Below are 24,150 nucleotides of genomic sequence, written 5' to 3'. Positions count from 1 at the left end.
CTATTTACTTCAAACTTCCCTGAAAACTTTCAGCCGTCTTGCGTAATGCGCTGGCCACCGTCAATGGGGGATTCCAGCCCAGCAATTGGCGAGTCTTGCCAATATCAACCTGCAACGAACCACACAGGCGCTGGCCAATAGCCTTGCGGCCTAGCAAGGTCGCGCCCAATTGCAGTAGGGCTGCCGGTACGGGGATCAACCGGGCCGGTTTACCCAAGGCAACCCCCATGCGTATCAACAAATCAGTGGTCGACATGTCATCACCATCACTGGCCAGAAACGTCTGATTGGCTGCCGCCGGGTGATACAGGCACGTCACAATCAAGTCAACGAGGTTGTCCAGCGCGACCAGGCTGCGCTGGTTACGAATAGCGCCCAACGGCAGTACTGCACCTTTGTTAAGCCAACTCATCATGCTGCGAAAGTTTGCCTTGACCCCAGGGCCGTACACCAGGACGGGACGAATAATAACAACTTCCATCCCGCTTCTTTGCGCCAGCGACAAGAGTTGCTGCTCGGCCTCCATTTTGGAAACGCCATAGGGGTCGCACGGCGCCGGCACGTCATCTGCCGTGTAAGGGGCGCCCATTTGGCTTCCCTCACCGTTGACCTTGATCGAGCTGATAAAAATGAAACGCCTGACTCCCGCCTGAGCTGCCTGCGCCGCCAGCTTCAACGTGCCTTCGACGTTGACCTTGCGATACTCGGTTAACGGATCACTGGAGGCGTCTGACATCACATGAACGCGCGCGGCGCAGTGAACCAGAACATCAACCCCTTCAAGAGCAAGCGACTCACCCGCAAGATAATCGGCACCGACCTGTACAGGTACAGCAGACGCAGGCAGTGTCACACCCTCGCGACGTACCAGCGCCAACACCCGATAGTCCCCTGCAGATGCCAACCGGTTAACCAGTGCCCCCCCCACAAAGCCACTGGCTCCAGTGACGAAGATAGTTTTGTGCTGATTCAAAGCGCGCGCTCCAACTCTCTGTACACATCCAAATGCTGCTGCACAATCTTCTCGATCGCAAATGCACGTAAAGCCAGCTCACGGCCAGCCGCCCCCATCCGGGCACGCAAGGCAGGCGCCTCAATCAACACCTGCAATTGATTAGCCAGGGCCTGTGCATCACGAACAGGTACCAGAAACCCTGTTACGTCGGCATCAATCGCATCCCGGCAACCTGGCACGTCAGTGGTGACCACTGCGCGGCCGCACGCTGCGGCTTCGACCAGCACCTTGGGCAAACCTTCACGATAGGAAGGAAGGGACACGATATTCGCCGCAGCGAACACATTCGCGATGTCGTCGCGGTAACCGAGCAGCTCGATCACCCCTTCTTCCCGCCACTGCTGCAACTGTGAGGTGGTAACTGTCGCCGGGTTACCGGGATCAATGTCACCAATTAACTGAAAGCGCGCGTTAACACCGCGCGCGGTCAATATTTTTGCCGCCTCAACGAACTCGACAACGCCCTTGTCCAGCAGCAGTCGAGCCGCCACGCACACCACTGGGGTCCCTTCCGGCTCTGGCAACGCGGTGTAACGAGATAGGTCGACGCCTGAACCACGAATCATCACGACCTTGGATTGGGTAAGTCCACCCATGCTCAAGAGCAGGTCACGATCATCTGGATTCTGAAAAATCGAGCGCAGATTACGCTTGCCCAACGCCAACCGATAAAAGGTGCTGACAACCTTTCGCGTGATAGTGGCCTTGAGTCCCTTGGAGAGAAATACAAAGCCCAGTCCGGAAATAGCGGTAACCACACCTTTGACCGGCGCCAGCCGAGCGGCTACGCCACCATACAAAACCGGCTTGATGGTCACCAGGTGCAAGACGTCCGGCCTCAATTGCCAGAGCAGCCGCCAGATCGCGAACATCAGTCCCAGTTCGGCCAAGGGGTTACGGCCGCTACGTGAAAGCGGCAACGGGTGAAACTCGAAACCTTCAGCGGCAACGGCCGCAACTGCCGGACCAGGCATGCACGCCACATGAACCCTATAACCCTCTGCCTGCGCGCCCTTGGCGACTGCCAGCCGGTGCGAAAGAAAAAACCCCGGGTCGTTGACGATAAATAAAAGTACTTTACTCATGCCTGCTCTTCCAACCATGCCTGGAACATGAGGATGGTCCACAAGTGAGGCTGCCAGTTTCCGCGGCCCTCAAGATGTTCCTGCCACATGTGCCTGATGCGTTCAGGGTGGAAGTATCCCTCCTGGCGCAATCGCGCTTCATCCAACAAAGACTCTGCCCACTCCCGTAAAGGACCGCGTAGCCACGCCCCAAGCGGGATACCAAAACCTTGCTTGGGCCTTTCGATCAATTCCTTGGGAACATGCCGATAAAGCACTTCTCGCAACAGCCATTTGCCCTGGCCGTTACGAATCTTCAGGTCCAGAGGCATGCGCCAGGCCAGTTCGACAATCCTGTGGTCAAGCATAGGGACCCTGCCCTCAATGCTTGCGGCCATCGCAGCGCGATCCAGTTTCACCATGATGTCATCCGACATATAGGTCTGGGCGTCCATCGCCATCATCCAGTGTTCGAAACTATCGGTCTGGGGCCAGCGCGAAGGGTCCGTGAAAATGGTTTCGGGCTCCTTGCCACCGATCACGACGCTGGCAGGGTCAGTCCAATGACTGTTGAGCTGCAGGTAGAACTCGTGCCCATCCGCAAGCGCCAGGACGCTAGCCAATTTATGAGCCTTTTCCCCGGGCGTGCTGAGATGAAGACGTTTGGGCAGCAAAGGCTTGGAGAGACGGAACAGGCTGTCCCAAGTGGACGGTGAAAGTGAGCGTAAAAGCCCGGCGCTCGCCTGTCGGGCAAACGGCGGCAATTGCTGCATTTTTGACCAGACTTTCTTAGCGCTGAGGTAGCGGTTATAACCGCCGAAGAGCTCGTCGCCGCCGTCACCACTCAACACAACCTTGAGCTGTTGACTGGCCAATTGGCTAACAAGGAATGTGGGAATCTGCGAGCTGTCGCTGAACGGCTCACAATACATCGACGGTAGACGCGGGATAACAGCCAGGGCATCGTCCGGGCGCACGTACAACTCGGTGTGTTGCGTGCCCAGATGCTTGGAAACCGCCTTGGCATGAACAGCCTCATCGTAGCCGCCTTCGTCGAAGCCGATGGTGAATGTGCGGATTGGCTGGGCGCTTTGGGCCTGCATCAAGGCCACGATAGTGCTGCTATCTACGCCGCCGCTCAGGAATGCACCCAAAGGTACATCTGCGAGCATTTGCTGACCAATGCTTGAGCTCAGTTGAGTCTCCAGCAAATCCGTCGCTTGGGCGGGAGTGCCCTTGAAAGGGTCGGCAATGCCTTTTGCTACGGCGTCGTTGAGACGCCAGTAAGCCTGTGGGACTGCGGCTTTTGCAGCGGCCAGATTCTTCAGCGCAAGCGTTACGTAGTGACCGGGCTCGAGCTTGGCGATGCCTTTATAAATGCTGTAAGGCGCAGGAATGCAGTTGTGCCGAAGCAATAGCGTCAACGCGTTGCGATCGACTTCGCCAGTGAACTGCGGGAAAGCCTTGATAGCCTTGAGCTCAGACCCAAGCAGCAGCGTGTCTTCCTGCCAACCGTAATACAAAGGCTTCTCGCCCATCCGATCGCGTGCAAGCGTCAATACCTGCTCTTGCCTGTCCCACAGCGCGAAGGCAAACATCCCAACCGCTGCCTGCAAGGTCTTTTCGACACCCCAGCCTGCAAGACCTGCGAGCAGGACTTCGGTATCAGAATGGCCTCGCCATGCGGGTGGCGACAATCCTTCATTGTCCAGCTTCTGTCTGAGTTCGGTATGGTTATAGATCTCACCGTTGAAGACGATTAAAAATCGTCCACAACTGGAATGCATCGGCTGATGACCAGCCTCCGACAGATCGACAATTGCCAACCGTCGATGCCCGAGCGCGAGGCCTGCATTTTCGTCAACCCATACACCACGATCATCGGGGCCACGGTGCACGAGTGCATCGTTCATCCGGGTAATGATCGATGCCAGATCACTATTACGGGCCTGGAAAATTCCGCTGAAACCACACATCAATGAACGTCCTGATTTAAGTAAAGCCGGTCATAGATTTCTTTGAATTTATGCTCGGTACATTTCATCGTGAAATTTTCGACGATACGTGTATAGGCACCCTGCCCCATCATTGATCGCTCGGCATGAGACGCTGCAATCATCTTCGCCAGCGCTTCAGCCAACGCGAGTGGATCTTGTACGGGTACGACAAACCCATTTTCACCCAGCAGGAATGCCGCGTCTCCTGCATCGGTCGTCACACAAGGCAACGCTAGGCTCATCGCCTCGCCCAGCACATTAGGAAAACCTTCGGTAAATGAATGCAGGCAAAACATGTCCATCGCCATAAAGCAGGCGGGCACATCTTTTCGTTCACCCAGCAACACAAATCGATCAGCAAATCCGGTTGATGCAATCTGCGTCATCAATGCGCTATTCGCCTCATCGACATCACGTCCCACCATCAGGAACTTGACGTGCGGGAACCTGGGAGCGACAAGCCCGGCAGCCTCGACAAAACTGGCGTGATCCTTGACTTCGTTAAAACGCCCCAAACTTCCTACAACGAAGTCAGCTGCGTTTATTCCTTGCGCCGACCTTATGGCCTCACGCTCTTGCGGCGATGCAACCAGACGCCCAAGATCAAACCCGTTGGGAATGACAGCCATTCTGCTCGGGGAATAACCGGCAGCCACATGCGTCTTTCGTGACGCCTGGGCAGCGCACACGATAACGCTGGGGACAATCGCCGACAGCCAGGCACACAGTTTGCGAACAATAATTGTGGCCTTTGCGCCACCTCGGCTGACGTCAGTGGTCCTGATCCCCCAGATCACGCCCCTGATTCCCACCCAACGCGCTGCCAAGCCACCCAACAAGTCAGAGTGATACATCCAGGTCTGAACGATATCGGGCTTGTTCAGCCGAAGATGGCGAACCAACTTTGCAAACGTTGGCAGGACATCCCAGGCCCCCCGCATACCTAACGTATCAACAGTGACCCCGCAGGCACGCAGTCGTGCACCCACTTCACCCAAATCCGTCAATGAAATAACACGGTGTTCATCATCGCCGCTTGAATTGAATGACTCACAGAGCCGAAGCAGCATCAACTCGGCGCCGCCGATATGCAGACCGACAATAATATGGGTAACTTTCAACGGCCTTGTTCCTCCAACCACGCCTGGAACATCAGGACACCCCACAATTTGCTTGAATGATCCGCCCGACCACTGAGGTGTTGTTCCCAGGCACGCCGGATCGGTGCAGGATGGAAGAAACCCTCCCCGCGCAACCGGCCTTCATCCAGCAAGCTTTCCGACCAGTCGCGCAGGGGCCCGCGCAACCACGTCGCGATGGGTATGGAGAAGCCCTTTTTCGGTCGCTCGATTAACTCGCGAGGAACGTGACGATAAAGCACTTCCCTCAATACCCACTTGCCAACTCCACCTCGAATCTTCATATCCAACGGTATGCGCCAGGCCAATTCAACAACCCGGTGATCGAGCATTGGCACACGCGTTTCCAGGCTGCTGGCCATCGCCGCACGGTCGACCTTTACCAGGATGTCGTCAGCCATATAGGTCTGTGCATCCATCGCCATCATCCACTCTTCGTACCGCTGCGTAGCGGGCCACGCTGAAGAGGTATCAAGCACCGTAATCGGCTCTTTCGCGCCGATAACGACACTGGAAGGTGTTTTCCAGTGACTGACAAGTTGCCGATAAAAGTCCTCCCGGCTCGGAGTATCAAGAATATCCATCAACTTCTCGACCTTACCTTTTATCGGCAGTGCCTTGAGCGTTGCGGATGCAAAACGTCGCAGGGGTAACGGCACCTGGCTGATCTTCCCCCAGATACGTGGGGCAAATTGGTAAGGGTTATAGCCGCCAAACAGCTCATCTCCCGCATCACCGCTTAACGTGACGGTTACTTGTTGTCGCGCAAGGCGGCTGACCAGGAAAGTCGGAATCTGTGAACTATCGGCAAAGGGTTCACAGTAGATGTTCGGTAAATCCGGGATAACGTCCAACGCGTCTTTGGATTGAACATAGATCTCAGTATGTTCAGTACCTAAATGGCGGGATACGGCCAGAGCATGTTCAGCTTCATTGAACCCTGCCTCACTAAAGCCTATGGTGAACGTCTTGACCGGCCGCGGGGTTTGTTTCTGCATCAGGCCAACCACAAGACTGCTGTCCACGCCGCCACTTAGAAACGCGCCCAAGGGCACATCCGCGAGCATTTGCATGCCGATGCTTTCGCTAAGTTGTGCTTCAAGCGTATCAACTACGGCGTTGGCGTCAGATTGCAGCGGAGACGCAAGCCCCGCCTCAACCGCCCGATTGAAAGACCAAAAAGGAAGCGCTTTTACATCAGATCGGCGCTGGTCTATCGCGATCCTTACATAATGCCCCGGCTTCAGCTTCTCTATCCCTTGATAGATGCTGTAGGGCGCGGGAACGTAGTTGTGGCGCAGGTAAAGGGCCAACGCGTCACGGTCGATATCAGCGCAAAACGCAGGATGGACCTTGAGCGCCTTGAGTTCAGAACCAAACAACAGCACGTCATTCTGCCACCCCCAATAAAGCGGCTTCTCCCCAAGACGATCCCGAGCCAGTACCAGTTCATTTTGCCGGGTATCCCACAGCGCGATGGCGAACATCCCAACCGTTGCCTGCAGAGTCTTTTCGACCCCCCAGTGCTCAAAGCACTCAAGCAGCGTTTCTGTGTCTGAGTGCCCGTTCCAGGAAGGCGAAAGCCCACTCTCCTCTAGAAGGGCACGCAATTGGCCATGGTTGTAGATCTCGCCGTTGAACGCAATTACGAAGCGCCCACTCGATGAATGCATTGGCTGGTGGCCGGCAGCAGTCAGGTCGACAATCGCAAGCCTCCTGTGGGACAGACCTATACCAGCGGCTGAATCAAACCAATAACCGCCGCCGTCCGGGCCACGGTTGATAATTGAGCGGCCCATCGCCTCAAGCAGCGAAGACTCATCGGTAGAAAACTTCTTGTTCGTAAAATATCCGGAAAAACCACACATCAGGAAAGCTCGCAATTAATTTACTGGTCGGGCCGTTCTCGCCCGCCTGAGTCAAGCCAGATGAGCACTCGGGTTCACGCTCGCATAGCGATTATAAAACCGGCGCAATAGCGCGCTTGAAAATATCAATATAAACAAGCGAGACACGTCATTCTGATAAAACACAGGAGCCTTTACTTCCAAAACTAAAATCAGGCACAACAGTACCAAAACAAAATAGCCTGCATCGGCAAATCGCCGCATCCCTGCCCAGATTTTCAAGAACATCCAACCATAAGACGCGTAAACCAGCACAAAACCCACGATGCCACTGGCAAGCAGCGTTTTCAGATAACCGGAGTCAGACCGCGCGACGCCACCACTTTGATCATCAAACGAGCCACTACCTGCAATAATATTCAACAGATCCGGGACGAAAAGCATACTTTTCAGATCATCCGTAGAGGCAGAGGTGAGGCCCTGACCTTTCGAATAATTGATAAAAATCTCGAACGCATAATCAAAAACGTAGGTTGAAAAAAATTCGAACCTTTCCGGAAAAAAATACTGGAATAACACAATTGCCAGCGCAGCAAAGGCGCTAAAAGCCACCCCTACGATCAGGGACTTCAGAGGCCATCGTATCGCGAGAAGCCCCACACCAAGAAGGAACACGACCACACCAGTGCGTGCAACCAGCGTAATTGAAAGAGCGATTACGGAGATACTTAGAAATCGCCAAATGGTCGCGTTATTGGCTCGGGAATATACTGAGTAAACGCCGTATACAGCGGCCAGCGCAAGAATAGCGCTGAGGTTAAAGCCGCCGCTATCGTGAATACCGCGAAAGCGCAGAACACTATCAACTTCAATATTTCCACGGTTAGCCAACGACGCGGATAACAAATCCCTAAAAGCGGGCTCCACGAACGACAGCATAATGAAAAACGCTTGAAGAACAGTCGCCCAATAAATCAACTCGAAGCATCGATGAAATCCATAGAGCGCATCATCTGAATTCGTACGCCGGCCAACCGCATAATAGGTTATAACCAACGCCAAGAGCAGAACGACAATAAACTTTATGAAAATCTCCAGAAATATTGTCTCAGCGTTACCCCAGAGAACACTCAGCATTACGCCCAAGGAACCCGCGAGCAAGAGCGCCACAATGGCAAAGCGGCAGGTGACAAATGCATAACCAACAAAACCGCGGAGCAGCGGATCAGCAAGAATCAGGAGCAAAGCCCCAGGAATGAGAAGCGCGACGGAAGGCACGCCCAGAAAGCTGAGCGTAAAATTGAACACATAGAAAAAAACAACCAGTACCAAAAAAAACGACCGCACCTTGCTCACCCTGCTACCGAAGTTTAAGTTACGTTCTCTCGAGCGCCCTGCCAGGAACACCTACAACAACCGTATCCTGTGGAAAGCTTTTAACAACAACGCTGTTCGCACCCACAACGACATTGTCACCCAGAAAAATGGGCCCAAGGACTTTGGCACCCGTACAAATAACCACATTATTTGCCAGTGTCGGTTGATTGCCCTTACTGGTTTTCGATAGGTCCTGGTTCCCAAAAGTCACACCATTAAAAATCTTGCAGTTCGACCCCATTACTACGTCGGCACCTATCACTATGTCATGACCGTGCATAATGCAGAGACCTGGGCCAATTTTTGCCCTGCAAGAGATATCGCTACCAAAAACAACGCGAATTAAATACTCAACCAGAAAGCTCAATACACGCCCGATAACGGGAATTTTTAACAGGCTTTGGCCCAGTCGCAACATAATGGTCAAGTGAGCAGTGTGATCAAACACTACGCTTTTGAGCACTCTGAACGCGCGGTCACTACCTGCGATTGAGCGAAGGTCCTGAATCAAATAGGTTAACGACATAAAAACCTCATTTACTCTTGACCGCATCGGGAATTCTGAGCATTGAAAGCATCTTACTGGCACGCCATACTTTTGGTATAGTCGTCAGTCTAAAAGCGCGAACGAATATAGGGAAAAACAGTTTACAATCTTCAAAACGCCTATTTTTCAGTGCAGCAATAAACAAGAAGCTGATAGACACCGATATATCTGCGGCGCAACCTTTATATTTTTTCAAAAAGTAGTCAAAGGACTTCACCAGCAAAACTTTTGTCTTGTTTCCCGAGGAGGCAATACCGATACCTGTACGATAAACACCCAAAGGCTTCGCGCTGACGAACCCTGCGTAGCCGTGTCCAACTTGCTCGACATTTGCAAAGTAATCCAGCAATGGAAAATCTGGCAATTCAATGTCCCTTGCCGTGGCCCGATACATTTTAGAACTGTTCATTCCAATCGTTATGTATTGAAAAATATCCTTTCTGGTGAACGAATTACTCACGCGAGATAAATCAATAAGATCTTCTACGACAACCTTGGTTCCAGGATTCTCGACGAGCATCCTGTGCCAGACGATATTATAATTCGGGTGCTCGTCCAGAAAGTCACTTTGAGCCTGTAGTTTCCCTGGAAGAGCGTAATCATCACCATCCAGATGAGCAATATACTTGCCGCATGCCAAAGCGTGTACTTCAAGGTAATTTGCTGTGATACCAACATTCTGCTTATGTATAAGCGGCTTTACAATATCGGGGTATTGCTCCGCCAAACTACGTACTATGTCGCTGGTGCCATCTGTCGAACAGTCATCACCGACGATCACCTCAAACTTGAAATCCGTGACCTGATTAATCAAGCTTAACAGGCACTCGCCAATATAACCAACCTGATTATAAGTCAGCACACATACTGAAACCTTTAAATTTTCTCCCTCGGAAACAATACTCACACGCCTCTCCGCCCATCTATCTTGTTAGCTACCATTGCCCGGGCAGCACTTGAAAAAGCCACCGCGGTCAACATGATTAACCCACCTGAAACAAACACTATGAGCACGCTTAAAATCCTGCTTTCACTTCGCACATCTACCCAATTAACAAGCAGCCCGACTGCGGCTGCGGGCAAAACAATCAAACCTATGTCATGAGTCAGCCACTTTTTGTGGAGCCCAGGCTGAAGCCTCGAATGAACGAACCAAACCCAAAAGATCAAGAATGTCAGGTTGACCATCATCCAACTGTAGCCAGCACCAATGCTTCCGTAATAGGTCGACGAAAAATAGATAGTGGGAACCATGACACATAACAAAATCAGGTTACCCAGAAAATGAAGCCTCAGGTTTCCGCGAGCATACTGAAGATAGTAAGGAAATGCTGAAACCGCCAAGCACCCGTTTCCAATCGCATACAACACCATCGTCGGGGCAACGTTCTCGACAACGGTAGCGTCACCTGTCCATGCCCATAGTAAAGGACGCGCACAAATTGCAAGGGTAATCGATGCGACACCGGCAATAATGGAAACAAGTTGAGTAGAGTTACGATAAATCGTAATCACCTCAGCTTCCTTATGCTCGGCATGTAAGCGGGCCATTCGCGGCATAATCGCGCTGCTAATCGGTCCGGTTATAACCATTACTCCGCCAGCAATCAGCACCGCCAGAGTGAAGTATCCGTACTGGCTTAGCGGCAAGATGCTCGAAAGTATCAACTTGTCTGTCTGAGTGACCATTACCCAAATTGAGGCAGTAAACGCCACGGTGAGGGAAAAAGCCAAGACACTTCTGATGGGTTTGAGCGACCACCCCATCGACGCGCTGATTACCTTTGGGAGTACGCTGTACGACTTAATGTACAACCCGAGAATTTCTACAACCGCAATAATCAATTGATAAAAGAAAAATACAATCGGCGTATATCCATAAAACCACATCACCGGCAAAACAAATATAAATCTGAGTGTCGCAATGATTGAAGTATAGCCGCTCAACCAAACCAAGTGTTCGCCACCGGTAATGACGCCTCGATACAAGCCACATATCCAGCGGATTGCGATACATGCGGCCATGATCTGTATAGCAAAACTCGCCTGCTCGACACTCAACGCATCAAGCTTCAGCCAATGTTTTACAACAAGCGGGGCAAACAGATACAACGTAATAAAGCCGAGAATGCCGATGCCCAGAAACAAAACATGGAGCGCCCGGAACAACCGCCGAAAGTCCAACGCTGATACCGCACCGGCCTTGAAACGGGCAGTTTCTCTGCCGATTGTAGGTGTCAAGCCAAGATCAAGCAAGCTGAACCAGGCCTGTAGCATGGAGAAAAATCCAACCAAGCCATAGGCTTCCGCGCCCATATATTTTATATAGACAGGCAGCATCACGATGCCAATCAACGTCACATATATTTGACTTACGTAGTTAGCGAATATGTTCTTTTGAAGCGACAATTGTTTATATCCCGAATATTTATAGCCGAACCTGCATTTTTATGTTCGTTTCGCCGTCTGCTAATATCTTGAATCCATACCGAGAGTAAAGCTTTATCGCAGAACTGTTTCCTGCGCGCACCTCCAGGCTGCATGCAGTGAAACCACGACTCTTCATCACCATGAGTGCACTGCTCAGGAGCTCGGCCCCCAGACCTTTTCCTCGGCCACTTGCAGCGATCAAAAGCAACGCTATGTATCCCTCCTTGGATAAATCATTATTGCAGTAAAATGCCACAAACCCATTATACGCCCCACCAGAGTGATGGATGAGAATCTCTGCCTGGTCCTCAATTTTCAGAATGTAGTCTTCTGCAGAGATACCGCGAATAAACTCTCCTTTTTGAAGACGCTGTTCAATATGTATTAAATCTTTCAGCTCTGGGGGCAGCATAAATAACCCATCGTTTATCTATTAGTGACAAGCTGGCGAGCTTCATCAAAAGAGTTAAACATCATCACATCCAAAATAGAAAGGCCGGGCTCAAAATCCCGTCCCGCCTGTGGATACTCAACTAGCGCCGGTTTGATAAACTTCAGGTCAATACCCCGAGAAGCAAAACTCTCTTTCTCATAAAGAAGCGCACCACCTGGTAAATTCCAGTACTCGTCAGCCTGCTCTTTATTGCAGATATCCAGAATTCGGTCTTCGCTTTTCAGTTGCCCGTTTGCGTAAACCTTCGAGCTCATTACCATCTCAGCATCGATACCTAATGCCTCGACCGTTAACAAAACACTGGATTTTGCATAATCCGAAATTGAGTCTTGTTCTTGCTCGATAACAGCGTTGAACAACTCGAAACACGCTTTGAAGTTTGGCGCTTTCGAATAGTTCTGTTTGACAGCTTCTGTCAGCTTACGGGCCCAGAGTGATTTTTTCTGGGTTTGCACGTCACAAATTTTTTGGTTAGAGCTCGCCCCAAGGAGCGGAATAGTCATATAACCGACTTTGCCGGATATAAATATTCGATTTCTGTTTATCCATCCATTTTTAATGAAGTCAACATCATCATAAAAAACGAACTTATCTACGGACTCCATCAGCTTAAAATATCCGACATACGGAAAAAAGTAAGGCTGCATTATTGCGAGCTTCATTACGACGCTTTTCTCACATTATGAATTATTTCGACAACCTTATCAACGGCAGACATTTCCAGCGCCGGATAGATGGGAAGGCAAAGAACTTTCGATGAAATATCATGAGCCACAGGCAAGTTCCGACTGTCTGCTGAAGGCATGCTTCTGTACATGGAAAACTCGCTGATTAAAGGAAAAAAGTACCGTCTACCGAATACATTTTGCTCCTTTAACACTTCGTAAAGCTCGTCTCGCGAGAGCGGGTAATCATCTTCAACCAGAATGGGGTAATACGAATAATTAGACTCAAGGCCTGCACTGATGTGGCTCAGGCTGATACCTTCAACACTTTTCAATCCGGAACTGTAGCGTTGACCAATCTCTTTACGCAGACTCATCGCGCTGTCGATATGCTTCAGCTGAAGCAACCCAAACGCCGCGTTAATCTCACTTAATTTACCATTTATCCCTGGTGCAACCACTGTGACTTCATCTACAAAGCCAAAGTTCTTCAATTGCTCTATGCGCTTTTTTGTCTTCGCATCGGGGCAGACGATGGCGCCGCCTTCAAAGGTATTGAATACCTTAGTGGCATGGAAGCTCAAAATACTCAAGTCGCCATGGCGAAGAATACTTCCCCCTGCATCGTTAACGCCGAACGCATGAGCAGCATCGTAGATAATTTTCAAATTGTAATTATCAGCGATATTCTGAATAGCGTCGGTATCGCAGGAATAACCATAGCAATGCACTGGCATGATAGCTGTGGTTTTCGACGTAATTGCCGCCTCAACTTTTTTCGGATCCAAATTAAAAGTAACAGGATCGATATCCACGAAAACGGGCTGCAGCCCATTCCACAACAAAGAGTGAGCGGTCGCAACGAATGAGTAAGGCGTCGTAATGACTTCGCCTGTAACTCTGAGCGCCTGCAGCGCAGTCAATAACGCGATTGTACCGTTATTAAAAAGCGCAATGTGCTCCACCCCCAGGTACTCACAGAGCTCCTTTTCAAGCTGCTGGTGCATTGGGCCGCCATTGGTCAGTGTCTTGCTATCCCATATTTTTTCAAGATAGGGAACAAACTCTTCTAATGGCGGAAGGTAGGGCTGAGTTACATAAACAGGCTTATCGCTCATAAAACTTCCTTGCGCTATTCTTAATCACTCAACCGCGCCTCGTAGCTGAGTACTTATTTGTAAGTTATGTAGCGTGATAGAAAAAACCGCATCTCACACTACTCTTACTTCAGGAATTCCGCATACCAAGGCATGGCCTTTGCGATGCCTTGCCCAATATTAAACTTGGGGGCATATCCCAAAAGCGTTTGTATCTTGCCAATGTCTGCCTGTGAATGGCGCACATCACCCGCGCGAAAGTCTCGATACACAGGCGTCTTATCATAAGTTATGCCATTTTCCGACAGGGATTCGCGCAACGCCGAAAACAACATATTGAGGTTAGTGCGCCCGCTGACCGCCACATTATAAACCTGATTACGCGCGGAAGATTCGCTTGTAGTCGCGGCTAAAATATTAGCTTGAACTGTATTTTCGATGAAGCAGAAATCTCGACTGGTTTCACCATCACCATTGATGAAAACTTCCTCGTTTTTTATCATCGCAGCCGCCCATTTTGGGATAACGGCCGCGTAAGCACCATCAGGATCCTGGCGCTTGCCAAAAACATTGAAGTAGCGCAAACCGATTGTTTCAAAACCATAGCATCTGGCGAAAACGTCGGCATACAGTTCATTGACGTACTTGGTGACCGCGTAGGGGGACAGCGGCTTACCGATCACATCTTCGACTTTTGGCAGACCGGGATGATCGCCATAAGTCGAACTGCTCGCCGCGTAAGTAAAACTCTTTACCTCGGCATCCCGTGCCGCGACCAACATGTTGAGAAAACCGTCAATGTTGGTACCGTTTGTTGTGATCGGGTCGTTAAGGGAACGAGGCACAGACCCCAAAGCGGCCTGATGAAGTACGTAATCCACACCTTCGCAGGCCTGATGACAGTCCTTGAGCTCTCGAATGTCACCTTCGACAAATCGAAATCGTGCCCATTGCTCGGGGAGAACTGCGTTTTTCACTTCGTCGAGGTTTCTTTGGTGACCGGTAGCGAAATTATCCAATCCGACAACCGTCTGATTCAAACCAAGCAGTGTTTCCAACAAATTAGAGCCAATAAAGCCCGCAACTCCGGTGACTAACCAGGTTTTCGGCGAAGCTGGAAGTGTTTCCATCAGAGTTTCGTAGCGGGTCATCGATATTAGCTCTTAATTTGATTTAGGTTAACGACTTCAGAAACTTGGGACTACAGACGAATGTCCGACTCTTCACGGCTTAGAAGATATTTAAGATCATAAAGAACGTGCTCCGTCTTACCGAACCGGCGGATATTTTCTGCGCCTAGGGCACGGAACTCATTATGAGCAACCGCCAGAACGATACCGTCGTATGCATTTATCCCCGGCTCGGAAACAGGAGTGATCCCATACTCATGCTCCGCTTCGGCAACACTAACCCACGGATCATAAACATCCACGGCAATATTGTACTCTGCCAGTTCACTCACAATATCGACGATACGGGTATTACGCAGGTCCGGGCAGTTTTCTTTGAAAGTCAGGCCCATAATCAATACGCGAGCACCATCTACATGGATGCGCTCTTTCAACATTGCTTTTACCAACTGGGAAACAACGTAAGCGCCCATGCCATCATTCAAACGACGGCCGGCCAAGATAATTTCCGGGTGGTAACCGATTGACTGGGCTTTATGGGTAAGGTAGTAAGGGTCAACACCGATGCAATGCCCGCCGACCAACCCTGGACGGAACGGAAGGAAGTTCCACTTCGTACCCGCCGCCTCAAGCACCGCTTCCGTATCAATGCCCATCTTGTTGAAGATAATGGCCAGCTCGTTGATAAGCGCAATATTCAAGTCGCGCTGAGTGTTCTCGATAACCTTGGCAGCCTCGGCAACCTTAATGCTGCTAGCCTTGTGAGTGCCCGCGATAATGATCTGATTATAAAGTGCGTCGACCAGGTCAGCGATTTCAGGTGTGGAGCCGGAAGTGACTTTTTTGATCGTAGTAACCCGGTGCTCTTTGTCGCCCGGGTTGATCCGCTCAGGACTGTACCCAGCGAAGAAATCGACGTTGAACTTGAGACCAGAGACCCGTTCAAGAACTGGGACGCAGTCTTCTTCTGTAGCGCCTGGGTATACGGTTGACTCGTAAATTACTAGATCGCCCTTCTTCAACACCTTCCCGATGCTTTCAGACGCTTTGATCAGAGGCGTCAGGTCGGGCTGGTTGTATTCGTCGATAGGGGTCGGAACGGTAACGACAAAAGTGTTGCAGCCAGCCAGCTCATTCAGCTCACAGCTATAACTCAAATAGCCCGCCTGCTTCAACTCCTCGTCACTGACTTCGAGAGTAGAATCATGTCCTTCTTTCAAGGCTTGGATACGCGGCTGATTAATGTCAAACCCGACCACAGTCCGATGTTTACCAAACTCCACTGCGAGGGGCAGGCCCACATATCCAAGGCCGATAATGGCGAGCTTAATATCTTCCAGTTTTTGCATAATCAAAGCCTAAATAATCAGAGAATCCAAAATATTTACTGAATTAATTTCAGTATGAAGTGCTTCAAGCGCGACGCCGATTCGGTACTCTCTCCTGGTACAGTCATGGCTCGCACATCCAACTAATCCCTCAGTGATGCTTTTTGAGGCATTCCACCACCTATATTATTCGTCAGCAGCCTATTCCATCAGCGCCGGATAGCTTAAACACCACAACCCGCTGAACACCATAAAGAATATCGCCCTCAGCTGCGCTCGGAATCGAATAATCAGAACGGCGCAAAACATAGCGCAATGCCATCATGCTTCGATATTCTCAACTAGAAGAGTTCCATGACAGCTAGATAATCATACTACGCGATACCAATATAAATCAGAACTCGCGGCATCTCGATTCGGCGTCAGACATGCGACGCAAAGACCCCCAGGGCTCATGGCATGCCGGCGAGTCATTTTTTGAACTCCCGAAGGAGATTTGGTTCGGTATCGGATCAGCCCCGATACCGAGAGAAGAATTGGAGATCGGGTTGTTTGCACACAATCGAGCAAGACAACCCTACTGGATGCAGTTAACACACCCGCGTCTGAGCCTGAGCTTTTCTCTCTTCAAGCAGTTCAGAGCCAAGAACGGGCACTTGACGTGACGTCATTCTTTTCCTGCTTGCCAGCAGTGTTCGAACCAGAGCAATAAGAACACCAAGAATCCCACCCAAAACCAGTCCCATTGCGAGCACGAGAGCTTTCTTCGGCTTAATTGGACTCAGCGGCTCGAGCGCCTGCTTGTCAATAGTCACCAGTTTCAACTGACTCATATCGATATTCAATTTACGTAGCCGAGCCTCTTCAGCACGCAGGGGCTCCACATTGATCAGAAACAGGTCTTCATTCTCACGACGATTCAACACCTCAATCTGACGATTGGCGCGCAGCAGTTGGAGCTCTTTGGCAATTTGCGCAATGCGACCTTCAGTAAAGTCGTCAGACGTGCGCCGTTGCAGGGCGTTTCTCTCTGCCTCCAGTGCGTCTACGCCCATAAAATACAGGGGAATCTGCTGATTATTGATTTCGGTACGCATCATGCCTGGCGTCCCAGCGCGGTTTTCATCGCCGAGCGACGAGGGGGTAGCTGGCTTTATAATACCCAGTGATTTGGCGATGCCAATTGCCTCGTTCAGCAGCACAATCCGATCACCACGGATGATTTTCAACTGTTCCCTGAGCGCTTTGAGCTCATCCTGCAACTGGGCACGTCTAAGCACATCAGCTTCAGTCAGAGTGGCAATTTTTGCCTCTTTATCGAGCTCATAGCTAGAGCGAGCAGCTTTCAACTTGCCTTCAATCTCGTTCAGTCGGTTTTTGATGATTACGTTCAAATCTGCGCCGATCTGCTGACGCTCGGTATCAATCGCGAACCCAATAAACCCGTTCAAAATCGAAACACCATCAATCCCCTTGGGATAGCTCATCTCAAGTTTGATATAGGCGCTCAGGGAGTCGGCTTTTTTAGGATCAGGCAAAACCAGATTGATCGAATTACGATTGAACTCCTCAAAACTCTGCTCGAGAGTTCTTCCTGGACGCTCAAATGCCTTAAATAGATTTTGATGAGTCCGAAAAAAACTCAGGCGGGTGTCATACGACTCAAGAGACGCTCCAATCCTGATCAGCGCCTCTCCGGGGGGAAGAACGTAAATTTGAGATCGATTCAACGCATCCAATTCGTTGATCGCGGCAGGGCGCAAAACGCTACTGACTTGATATTCTGGAGTCGCAAGAAAGGCATAAACGGCAGCCATAGCGCCGATAAGCGCTGTGACTATGATTATGAGGATCTTTTGCTGCCATACCGCCTGAAAAAGCGCTACAAGATCAATTTCATCGGACGGTGGTACCGGAGGGGCATTAAAACTACGACTCACAACAAAAACCTGCCTTCAAAGAGAAACTGCGGGCTCGTTATGCAGGCATTTTGCGGTGCTTTTAGAATTATATCCGCCAACAGCCCCGGCTTCTCTGCTGGGGGTGAGGCTCACAAAATACCTGTTCTCGAGAACAGAAAGCATTTTGCCATCTAATGACTACATTACAAGCCTTGACATTCCGTAGGACCTTTCCTAAAAGGTTAAAAAACCCTACAAAAAGTCTTTAAAGTGACAGCTTTTCATACGAGGCACTCAGTTTTTGAGCACGACAGGTTTCACGCCGGCCCTATGGCCCACCCTCAACGCCGCCCCAACCAATGGGCCGATGATCATCCCGACAATCAAAGAAATCGTCACGAAAATAGAAACAGGTGCCTGTGGCGTAGACCACCCCAAAAATGACAACGTGGCAGTCTGCTGATTCTCTAAAACGAACGTCAGCACACCCAGCACGATGACCAAGATGATCAGTACCAATAAAACGCGTTTAGCCCCACGCATATTCTTCTCCTACCGCCAAAACACTCAGACGCCCTCTTCCTCGTCTTCGTTCACCCGATCACGCAATTCTTTGCCCGGCTTGAAATGCGGCACGAATTTGCCGTCTAGGCTAACGGACTGACCAGTCTTCGGGTTGCGCCCCACGCGAGGTGCGCGATAGTGCAGCGAAAAACTGCCAAACCCACGAATCTCAATCCGATCCCCAGTCGCCAGGCACTGTGACATCTGTTCAAGCATGGTCTTGATGGCCAGCTCAACATCCTTGGATGAGAGCAGCCCTTGATGGGTGACAATTCGTTCGATCAACTCCGACTTCGTCATATTTTTCCCTTCTTTTTCAAGCAGCTAGGAAAAGCGCTTCGAAGGTTTTAGCATGACCCGACGCTTTTGAACAGCCCACGCATTAACTTATCTGCGTGACGGACATATCCCCACAAAGGGCTTCTACCCGATCAATTGCAGGTCACCAGCATCGTGCGAGTAACGGCACCCGCCGGATTCCACCCGAAGAGATAATCACCCTCCTCGTCCTTGGCATCGCTGGACCGGGCCACGACCTTGTAACCCCGGCCATTGCACTCGCGCTCTGCGCGCTTCTCGCACCGGCCCCAGTTGCCCCCCAACCCCGAACAGTCAATTTCAACACCGCTTACACCATGCCGAGCATGCGTCTTGGCCCCAGCGGCGCACCCGGCCAGCATTGCCAAGGCGACAACCAAGATAAGCTTGTTCATTGCGCCCCCTATTACCGGAGAGCCTGGGAACAGGCCTCCAAGACCTATATACGGTTCTGACATCTATAAACCCTTCGAGGTTCTGGGTCGCCAAGCTATTAAATTACAGGCACAAAAAAGGGCGACCGAAGTCGCCCTTTTTCTATGGTCTAGCAGAACTTAGTTCTGTTTTTCCATTTGTGCGCGCAGCAGAGCACCAAGAGTGGTGTCAACTGGAGCATCAGCAGCAGCTGGCTTATCGCGCAGGCTCTGGATTGCTTCTTTCTCTTCAGCATCATCTTTCGACTTGATGGAGAGTTGGATTACGCGGCTCTTGCGGTCAACGCTGATGATCTTGGCTTCTACTTCTTCGCCTTCTTTCAGAACGTTACGCGCGTCTTCAACGCGGTCACGGCTGATTTCGGAGGCTTTCAGAGTCGCTTCGATATCGTCGGCCAAAGTGATGATGGCGCCTTTAGCGTCAACTTCCTTCACGATGCCCTTAACGATTGCGCCTTTGTCGTTCTCTTGTACGTACTCGGAGAACGGATCGCTTTCCAGTTGCTTGATACCCAGGGAGATACGCTCACGCTCTGGGTCAACCGACAGGATAACGGTGTCCAGCTCGTCGCCCTTCTTGAAACGACGAACAGCTTCTTCGCCCACTTCGTTCCAGGAGATGTCGGACAGGTGAACCAGGCCGTCGATGCCGCCGTCCAGACCAATGAAGATACCGAAATCGGTGATCGACTTGATGGTGCCGGAGATTTTATCGCCCTTGTTGAACTGGCCAGAGAAATCTTCCCATGGGTTAGATTTGCACTGCTTGATGCCCAGGGAGATACGACGACGCTCTTCGTCGATGTCCAGAACCATAACTTCCACTTCGTCGCCGACTTGTACGACTTTCGAAGGGTGGATGTTCTTGTTGGTCCAGTCCATTTCGGAAACGTGTACCAGGCCTTCCACGCCTTCTTCCAGCTCTGCGAAGCAGCCGTAGTCGGTCAGGTTGGTAACACGCGCGGTAACGCGAGTGCTTTCTGGGTAACGAGCCTTGATAGCGACCCATGGATCTTCGCCCAGCTGCTTCAAGCCCAGGGAGACACGGTTGCGCTCACGATCGTACTTCAGAACCTTGACATCGATCTCGTCGCCAACGTTGACGATTTCCGATGGATGCTTGATACGCTTCCAAGCCATGTCGGTAATGTGCAGCAGGCCATCGACGCCACCCAGATCGACGAATGCGCCGTAATCGGTGAGGTTCTTGACGATACCTTTGACTTGTTGGCCTTCCTGCAGGGATTCCAGCAGAGCTTCACGCTCGGCGGAGTTCTCTGCTTCCAGGACGCTGCGACGGGAAACGACAACGTTGTTGCGCTTCTGGTCGAGCTTGATGACCTTGAATTCGAGTTCTTTGCCTTCCAGGTGCGTGGTGTCGCGCACAGGACGAACGTCGACCAAAGAACCTGGCAGGAACGCACGGATGCCGTTAACGTCGACAGTGAAGCCGCCTTTAACCTTACCGTTGATAACGCCCTTGACCACTTCTTCAGCTGCGAAGGCTGCTTCGAGAACAATCCAGCATTCAGCGCGCTTGGCTTTTTCACGGGACAGCTTGGTTTCACCGAAACCGTCTTCAACCGAGTCCAGAGCAACGTGAACTTCGTCACCGACATTGATAGTCAGGTCACCAGCATCGTTGTAGAACTGTTCCAGCGGGATCAGAGCTTCAGACTTCAGACCAGCGTGAACGGTTACCCAGCGAGCTTGGTAATCGATATCAACGATAACACCGGTGATGATGGAGCCTGCCTGAAGGTTCAGGGTTTTTAGGCTTTCTTCAAAGAGTTCCGCAAAGCTTTCGCTCATTTTAATTCCTGTTGATAAGGGCGAAGAATACGCCCATCTCCACACCCCAGACGGTATGGGTCAGTTTCAATTAAAAGAAGCACCACAGGACTATGACTGGTCCCCTGCGGCCTTCTTGGTCATCCGGCGATATCGCGAATGGCGATTTCACTCAAGATGCGTTCCAGCACCTGCTCGATGGACAACTCCGTGGAATCCAGCTGTATGGCGTCAGCCGCCGGCTTGAGCGGGGCTACCGCACGCTGGGTGTCACGTTCATCACGTGCACGGATCTCATCTAGCAGACTCGACAGACTAACACCATCGACTTTGCCCTTCAACTGCAAGTAACGGCGACGGGCCCGTTCCTCGGCGCTGGCGGTCAGGAAAATCTTCAGTGGCGCCTCGGGAAATACCACCGTGCCCATGTCGCGGCCGTCCGCCACAAGCCCCGGCGGTTCCTGGAAAGCCCGCTGGCGCTGCAGCAACGCGTCGCGCACCGCCGGCAATGCGGCGACCTGGGAGGCCCAGGAACCGACTTGCTCGTTACGCAAGTCATCGGTCACATCGTCCCCTTCCAGGATGATGCGCTGAGGATGACCTTCCGTCGCCCCGACGAACTGCACGTCCAAATGCGCAGCCAGCAACTTCAGCGACTCTTCGTTGGTCAGGTCGACGCCATGGTTGCGTGCGGCAAAAGCCAGCAAGCGGTACAGCGCCCCGGAATCCAGCAGGCACCAGCCCAGGCGCTTGGCCAGGATGCCGGCGATCGTGCCTTTGCCCGAGCCGCTTGGCCCGTCGATGGTAATCACCGGTGCTTTGATATTCACAATTGAGCCTCTTGGGCAACACGAATGCCGACGTGGGCACACAGTGTAAGAAAATTCGGAAAAGACGTAGCCACGTTGGCACAGTCATGGATACGAATCGGCGCGGCCGCTCGCAGCGAAGCCACGCTGAAGGCCATGGCAATCCGGTGATCGCCATGGGCATGGACTTCACCACCGCCTATCACGCCACCATCAATAATAATCCCATCAGGTGTCGGTTCGCACTTTACGCCCAGCGCGAGCAGACCGTCGGCCATGACCTGGATCCGGTCGGACTCCTTGACCCGCAACTCCTGCGCCCCGCGCAATACCGTTCGGCCTTCAGCGCACGCCGCCGCCACGAACAGCACCGGGAACTCATCGATAGCCAGCGGAACCAACGCCTCGGGAATCTCGATCCCCTTCAGCGGCGCCGCGCGAACGCGCAGGTCCGCAACAGGCTCACCACCCACTTCCCGCTGGTTTTGCAGGCTGATATCCGCGCCCATCAGCCGCAGGATATCGATCACCCCGGTACGGGTCGGATTGATGCCCACATGCTCAAGCAACAGCTCGGAGCCTTCGGCAATCGAAGCGGCCACCAGGAAAAACGCCGAGGAGGAAATATCCCCCGGCACCTCGATATGCGTTGCGGTAAGCGAATGACCCGACTCGACCGAAGCCGTAGCCCCCACTACCTCCACCGGACAACCAAAACCCCGCAACATCCGCTCGGTATGGTCGCGTGTAGGCGCCGGCTCGGTTATCGAGGTTTTACCCTCGGCATACAACCCGGCCAGCAACAGGCAGGATTTAACCTGGGCACTGGCCATCGGTAATGCATAGTCCAAGCCCTTGAGCGCCTGACCGCCCCGAATGGTCAGCGGCGGCCGCCCTTGCGGCCCGGTCTCGATCACCGCGCCCATCTCGCGCAATGGTTTGGCCACCCGGCTCATGGGGCGCTTGGACAACGATGCATCACCGGTCAACACGCTGTCGAAGCGCTGGGCCGCCAGCAAACCGGACAACAGCCGCATGGATGTACCGGAGTTACCGAGGTAGATCGGGCCTGGCGCCGGCTTCAAGCCATGCAGGCCAACCCCATGAATGGTGACGCGCCCATGGTGCGGGCCTTCAATCACCACGCCCATGTCGCGAAACGCCTGCAAGGTTGCCAGGGCGTCTTCACCCTCCAAAAAACCTTCTACCTCAGTAATACCGTCTGCGAGGGAGCCCAGCATGATCGAGCGATGAGAAATCGATTTATCCCCGGGCACCCGAATCTGCCCGCTCAAGCGGCCACCAGGGCTGGCGAGAAACACCAGGTCATCCGCATTTGCAGCAGCATCCATATAAGCCCGACGCGCCAGAATCTTGCTGAAATGCTCCCGCGCCACCCGCGCACGGGTGAACACGCCCAACAACTGATGCCCGTCGCCGGCATCGACCGCATCGCGCAAGGCGTCGAGGTCGCTGCGAAACGTATCCAGAGTGCGCAACACCGCATCGCGGTTGGCGAGAAAGATGTCATGCCACATCACCGGGTCGCTGCCGGCGATCCGGGTAAAATCACGGAACCCACCGGCGGCGTATCGGAAAATATCGAGGTTCTCATTGCGTTTGGCCAGCGAGTCCACCAGGCCAAACGCCAGCAAATGCGGCAGGTGGCTGGTCGCCGCCAACACTTCATCGTGGCGCTCGACCTGCATATGCTCAACATCCGCGCCCAACTCGCGCCAGAGCCGATCCACCACGGCCAGTGCCGCAGGATCGGTTTCGTCCAGCGGCGTCAGAATCACTTTATGGCGACGGAATAACTGCGCATTGGACGCCTCCACCCCACTCTGCTCGGAACCGGCAATCGGGTGCCCGGGCACAAAGCGCGCTGGCATGCCTCCAAACGCCATCCGCGCGGCACGCACGACATTGCCCTTGGCACTGCCGACGTCGGTAAGGATTGCCTGGCCAAGGTCCATGCCGGCCAACAGCGCCAGCATTTTTTCCATGGCCAGGATCGGCACCGCCAACTGAATGACATCCGCCCCCTGACAGGCAACCGCCAGGTCCGCCTCGCAACGATCCACCACACCCAACTCAACCGCCAACTTGCGCGATTGCGGGTCCAGGTCCACACCGACCACCTCGCCACACAGGCCGCTTTCCCGCAAGCCCTTGGCGAAGGAGCCGCCGATCAATCCCAGACCGACCACCACCAGGCGACCGATCATAGGCACAGCAGGTTG

At 52.3% G+C, this 24,150-nt stretch carries 21 protein-coding genes; all 21 read right to left on the bottom strand.

From position 1 onward, the window contains the following. Nucleotides 1–4: 4 nt before the first annotated feature. Complete coding sequence (locus tag RGV33_RS09500; protein ID WP_322144048.1) at nucleotides 5–973, bottom strand: SDR family oxidoreductase; 969 nt, start codon at nucleotides 971–973, stop codon at nucleotides 5–7. Further along, on the bottom strand, nucleotides 970–2,100 hold the full coding sequence (locus RGV33_RS09495; RefSeq protein ID WP_322144047.1) for a glycosyltransferase family 4 protein: 1,131 nt from the start codon (nucleotides 2,098–2,100) through the stop codon (nucleotides 970–972). The genes RGV33_RS09500 and RGV33_RS09495 overlap by 4 nt, the downstream gene beginning before the upstream one ends. Further along, the gene (asnB, locus tag RGV33_RS09490) at nucleotides 2,097–4,055 is read right to left on the bottom strand and encodes an asparagine synthase (glutamine-hydrolyzing) (RefSeq protein ID WP_322144046.1); all 1,959 of its coding nucleotides are present in this window, start codon (nucleotides 4,053–4,055) and stop codon (nucleotides 2,097–2,099) included. The genes RGV33_RS09495 and asnB (RGV33_RS09490) overlap by 4 nt, the downstream gene beginning before the upstream one ends. Beyond that, nucleotides 4,055–5,197 (bottom strand): glycosyltransferase family 4 protein, encoded by a 1,143-nt coding sequence (locus tag RGV33_RS09485; protein ID WP_322144045.1) that lies wholly within the window; start codon nucleotides 5,195–5,197, stop codon nucleotides 4,055–4,057. The genes asnB (RGV33_RS09490) and RGV33_RS09485 overlap by 1 nt, the downstream gene beginning before the upstream one ends. Further along, complete coding sequence (gene asnB, locus RGV33_RS09480; RefSeq protein WP_322144044.1) at nucleotides 5,194–7,083, bottom strand: asparagine synthase (glutamine-hydrolyzing); 1,890 nt, start codon at nucleotides 7,081–7,083, stop codon at nucleotides 5,194–5,196. The genes RGV33_RS09485 and asnB (RGV33_RS09480) overlap by 4 nt, the downstream gene beginning before the upstream one ends. A 51-nt stretch (nucleotides 7,084–7,134) precedes the next feature. Beyond that, nucleotides 7,135–8,418: a hypothetical protein gene (locus tag RGV33_RS09475; RefSeq protein WP_322144043.1), complete on the bottom strand. Its 1,284-nt coding sequence runs from the start codon at nucleotides 8,416–8,418 to the stop codon at nucleotides 7,135–7,137. 19 nt (nucleotides 8,419–8,437) lie between these two features. Continuing rightward, nucleotides 8,438–8,965: a serine acetyltransferase gene (locus tag RGV33_RS09470; protein WP_322144042.1), complete on the bottom strand. Its 528-nt coding sequence runs from the start codon at nucleotides 8,963–8,965 to the stop codon at nucleotides 8,438–8,440. Between the two features lie 7 nt (nucleotides 8,966–8,972). Further along, nucleotides 8,973–9,893 carry a glycosyltransferase family A protein gene (locus RGV33_RS09465; RefSeq protein WP_322144041.1) on the bottom strand — a complete coding sequence of 307 codons (921 nt, stop codon included), beginning with the start codon at nucleotides 9,891–9,893 and terminating at the stop codon, nucleotides 8,973–8,975. Then, nucleotides 9,890–11,395 carry an oligosaccharide flippase family protein gene (locus RGV33_RS09460; RefSeq protein WP_322144040.1) on the bottom strand — a complete coding sequence of 502 codons (1,506 nt, stop codon included), beginning with the start codon at nucleotides 11,393–11,395 and terminating at the stop codon, nucleotides 9,890–9,892. The genes RGV33_RS09465 and RGV33_RS09460 overlap by 4 nt, the downstream gene beginning before the upstream one ends. A gap of 19 nt (nucleotides 11,396–11,414) precedes the next feature. Further along, nucleotides 11,415–11,828 carry a GNAT family N-acetyltransferase gene (locus RGV33_RS09455; protein ID WP_322144039.1) on the bottom strand — a complete coding sequence of 138 codons (414 nt, stop codon included), beginning with the start codon at nucleotides 11,826–11,828 and terminating at the stop codon, nucleotides 11,415–11,417. A gap of 14 nt (nucleotides 11,829–11,842) precedes the next feature. After that, nucleotides 11,843–12,532: a WbqC family protein gene (locus RGV33_RS09450; RefSeq protein ID WP_322144038.1), complete on the bottom strand. Its 690-nt coding sequence runs from the start codon at nucleotides 12,530–12,532 to the stop codon at nucleotides 11,843–11,845. Further along, complete coding sequence (locus RGV33_RS09445; protein ID WP_322144037.1) at nucleotides 12,532–13,653, bottom strand: DegT/DnrJ/EryC1/StrS family aminotransferase; 1,122 nt, start codon at nucleotides 13,651–13,653, stop codon at nucleotides 12,532–12,534. The genes RGV33_RS09450 and RGV33_RS09445 overlap by 1 nt, the downstream gene beginning before the upstream one ends. 104 nt (nucleotides 13,654–13,757) lie before the next feature. Beyond that, nucleotides 13,758–14,783, bottom strand: coding sequence for an NAD-dependent epimerase/dehydratase family protein (locus RGV33_RS09440; RefSeq protein ID WP_322144036.1), 1,026 nt, complete (start codon nucleotides 14,781–14,783; stop codon nucleotides 13,758–13,760). Between the two features lie 50 nt (nucleotides 14,784–14,833). Beyond that, nucleotides 14,834–16,111: a Vi polysaccharide biosynthesis UDP-N-acetylglucosamine C-6 dehydrogenase TviB gene (tviB, locus tag RGV33_RS09435; RefSeq protein ID WP_322144035.1), complete on the bottom strand. Its 1,278-nt coding sequence runs from the start codon at nucleotides 16,109–16,111 to the stop codon at nucleotides 14,834–14,836. A 569-nt stretch (nucleotides 16,112–16,680) separates the two neighbouring features. Continuing rightward, complete coding sequence (locus RGV33_RS09430; RefSeq protein WP_322144034.1) at nucleotides 16,681–18,030, bottom strand: Wzz/FepE/Etk N-terminal domain-containing protein; 1,350 nt, start codon at nucleotides 18,028–18,030, stop codon at nucleotides 16,681–16,683. A gap of 255 nt (nucleotides 18,031–18,285) precedes the next feature. Continuing rightward, the gene (locus RGV33_RS09425; protein WP_322144033.1) at nucleotides 18,286–18,534 is read right to left on the bottom strand and encodes a LapA family protein; all 249 of its coding nucleotides are present in this window, start codon (nucleotides 18,532–18,534) and stop codon (nucleotides 18,286–18,288) included. 24 nt (nucleotides 18,535–18,558) lie between these two features. Then, on the bottom strand, nucleotides 18,559–18,855 hold the full coding sequence (ihfB, locus tag RGV33_RS09420; RefSeq protein ID WP_003218804.1) for an integration host factor subunit beta: 297 nt from the start codon (nucleotides 18,853–18,855) through the stop codon (nucleotides 18,559–18,561). Between the two features lie 131 nt (nucleotides 18,856–18,986). Further along, on the bottom strand, nucleotides 18,987–19,268 hold the full coding sequence (locus RGV33_RS09415; protein ID WP_322144032.1) for a hypothetical protein: 282 nt from the start codon (nucleotides 19,266–19,268) through the stop codon (nucleotides 18,987–18,989). A gap of 159 nt (nucleotides 19,269–19,427) precedes the next feature. After that, nucleotides 19,428–21,119 carry a 30S ribosomal protein S1 gene (rpsA, locus tag RGV33_RS09410; RefSeq protein ID WP_322144031.1) on the bottom strand — a complete coding sequence of 564 codons (1,692 nt, stop codon included), beginning with the start codon at nucleotides 21,117–21,119 and terminating at the stop codon, nucleotides 19,428–19,430. Between the two features lie 119 nt (nucleotides 21,120–21,238). Further along, a complete protein-coding gene (cmk, locus tag RGV33_RS09405) occupies nucleotides 21,239–21,928 on the bottom strand; it encodes a (d)CMP kinase (RefSeq protein WP_003172653.1) in 690 nt (229 codons plus the stop codon). Further along, a complete protein-coding gene (locus tag RGV33_RS09400; protein ID WP_322148645.1) occupies nucleotides 21,925–24,135 on the bottom strand; it encodes a bifunctional prephenate dehydrogenase/3-phosphoshikimate 1-carboxyvinyltransferase in 2,211 nt (736 codons plus the stop codon). Before RGV33_RS09400 ends, cmk begins: the two co-directional genes overlap by 4 nt. Nucleotides 24,136–24,150 lie beyond the last annotated feature (15 nt).

This window comes from Pseudomonas sp. Bout1, from assembly GCF_034314165.1.
Taxonomy (GTDB): Bacteria; Pseudomonadota; Gammaproteobacteria; order Pseudomonadales; family Pseudomonadaceae; genus Aquipseudomonas.
Note: the sequence above shows the minus strand (reverse complement) of the source record. Positions and strands in the feature narration are given on the sequence as shown.

Excerpts from the sequence above, each read along its gene's own strand:
- ihfB (WP_003218804.1), bottom strand. The coding sequence starts at position 18,855 with ATGACGAAGTCGGAGTTGATCGAACGAATTGTCACCCATCAAGGGCTG.
- RGV33_RS09400 (WP_322148645.1), bottom strand. The coding sequence starts at position 24,135 with ATGATCGGTCGCCTGGTGGTGGTCGGTCTGGGATTGATCGGCGGCTCC.
- RGV33_RS09440 (WP_322144036.1), bottom strand. The coding sequence starts at position 14,783 with ATGACCCGCTACGAAACTCTGATGGAAACACTTCCAGCTTCGCCGAAA.
- RGV33_RS09445 (WP_322144037.1), bottom strand. The coding sequence starts at position 13,653 with ATGAGCGATAAGCCTGTTTATGTAACTCAGCCCTACCTTCCGCCATTA.
- tviB (WP_322144035.1), bottom strand. The coding sequence starts at position 16,111 with ATGCAAAAACTGGAAGATATTAAGCTCGCCATTATCGGCCTTGGATAT.
- RGV33_RS09415 (WP_322144032.1), bottom strand. The coding sequence starts at position 19,268 with ATGAACAAGCTTATCTTGGTTGTCGCCTTGGCAATGCTGGCCGGGTGC.
- rpsA (WP_322144031.1), bottom strand. The coding sequence starts at position 21,119 with ATGAGCGAAAGCTTTGCGGAACTCTTTGAAGAAAGCCTAAAAACCCTG.
- RGV33_RS09495 (WP_322144047.1), bottom strand. The coding sequence starts at position 2,100 with ATGAGTAAAGTACTTTTATTTATCGTCAACGACCCGGGGTTTTTTCTT.
- RGV33_RS09455 (WP_322144039.1), bottom strand. The coding sequence starts at position 11,828 with ATGCTGCCCCCAGAGCTGAAAGATTTAATACATATTGAACAGCGTCTT.
- RGV33_RS09450 (WP_322144038.1), bottom strand. The coding sequence starts at position 12,532 with ATGAAGCTCGCAATAATGCAGCCTTACTTTTTTCCGTATGTCGGATAT.
- asnB (WP_322144046.1), bottom strand. The coding sequence starts at position 4,055 with ATGTGTGGTTTCAGCGGAATTTTCCAGGCCCGTAATAGTGATCTGGCA.
- RGV33_RS09470 (WP_322144042.1), bottom strand. The coding sequence starts at position 8,965 with ATGTCGTTAACCTATTTGATTCAGGACCTTCGCTCAATCGCAGGTAGT.
- asnB (WP_322144044.1), bottom strand. The coding sequence starts at position 7,083 with ATGTGTGGTTTTTCCGGATATTTTACGAACAAGAAGTTTTCTACCGAT.
- RGV33_RS09425 (WP_322144033.1), bottom strand. The coding sequence starts at position 18,534 with ATGCGTGGGGCTAAACGCGTTTTATTGGTACTGATCATCTTGGTCATC.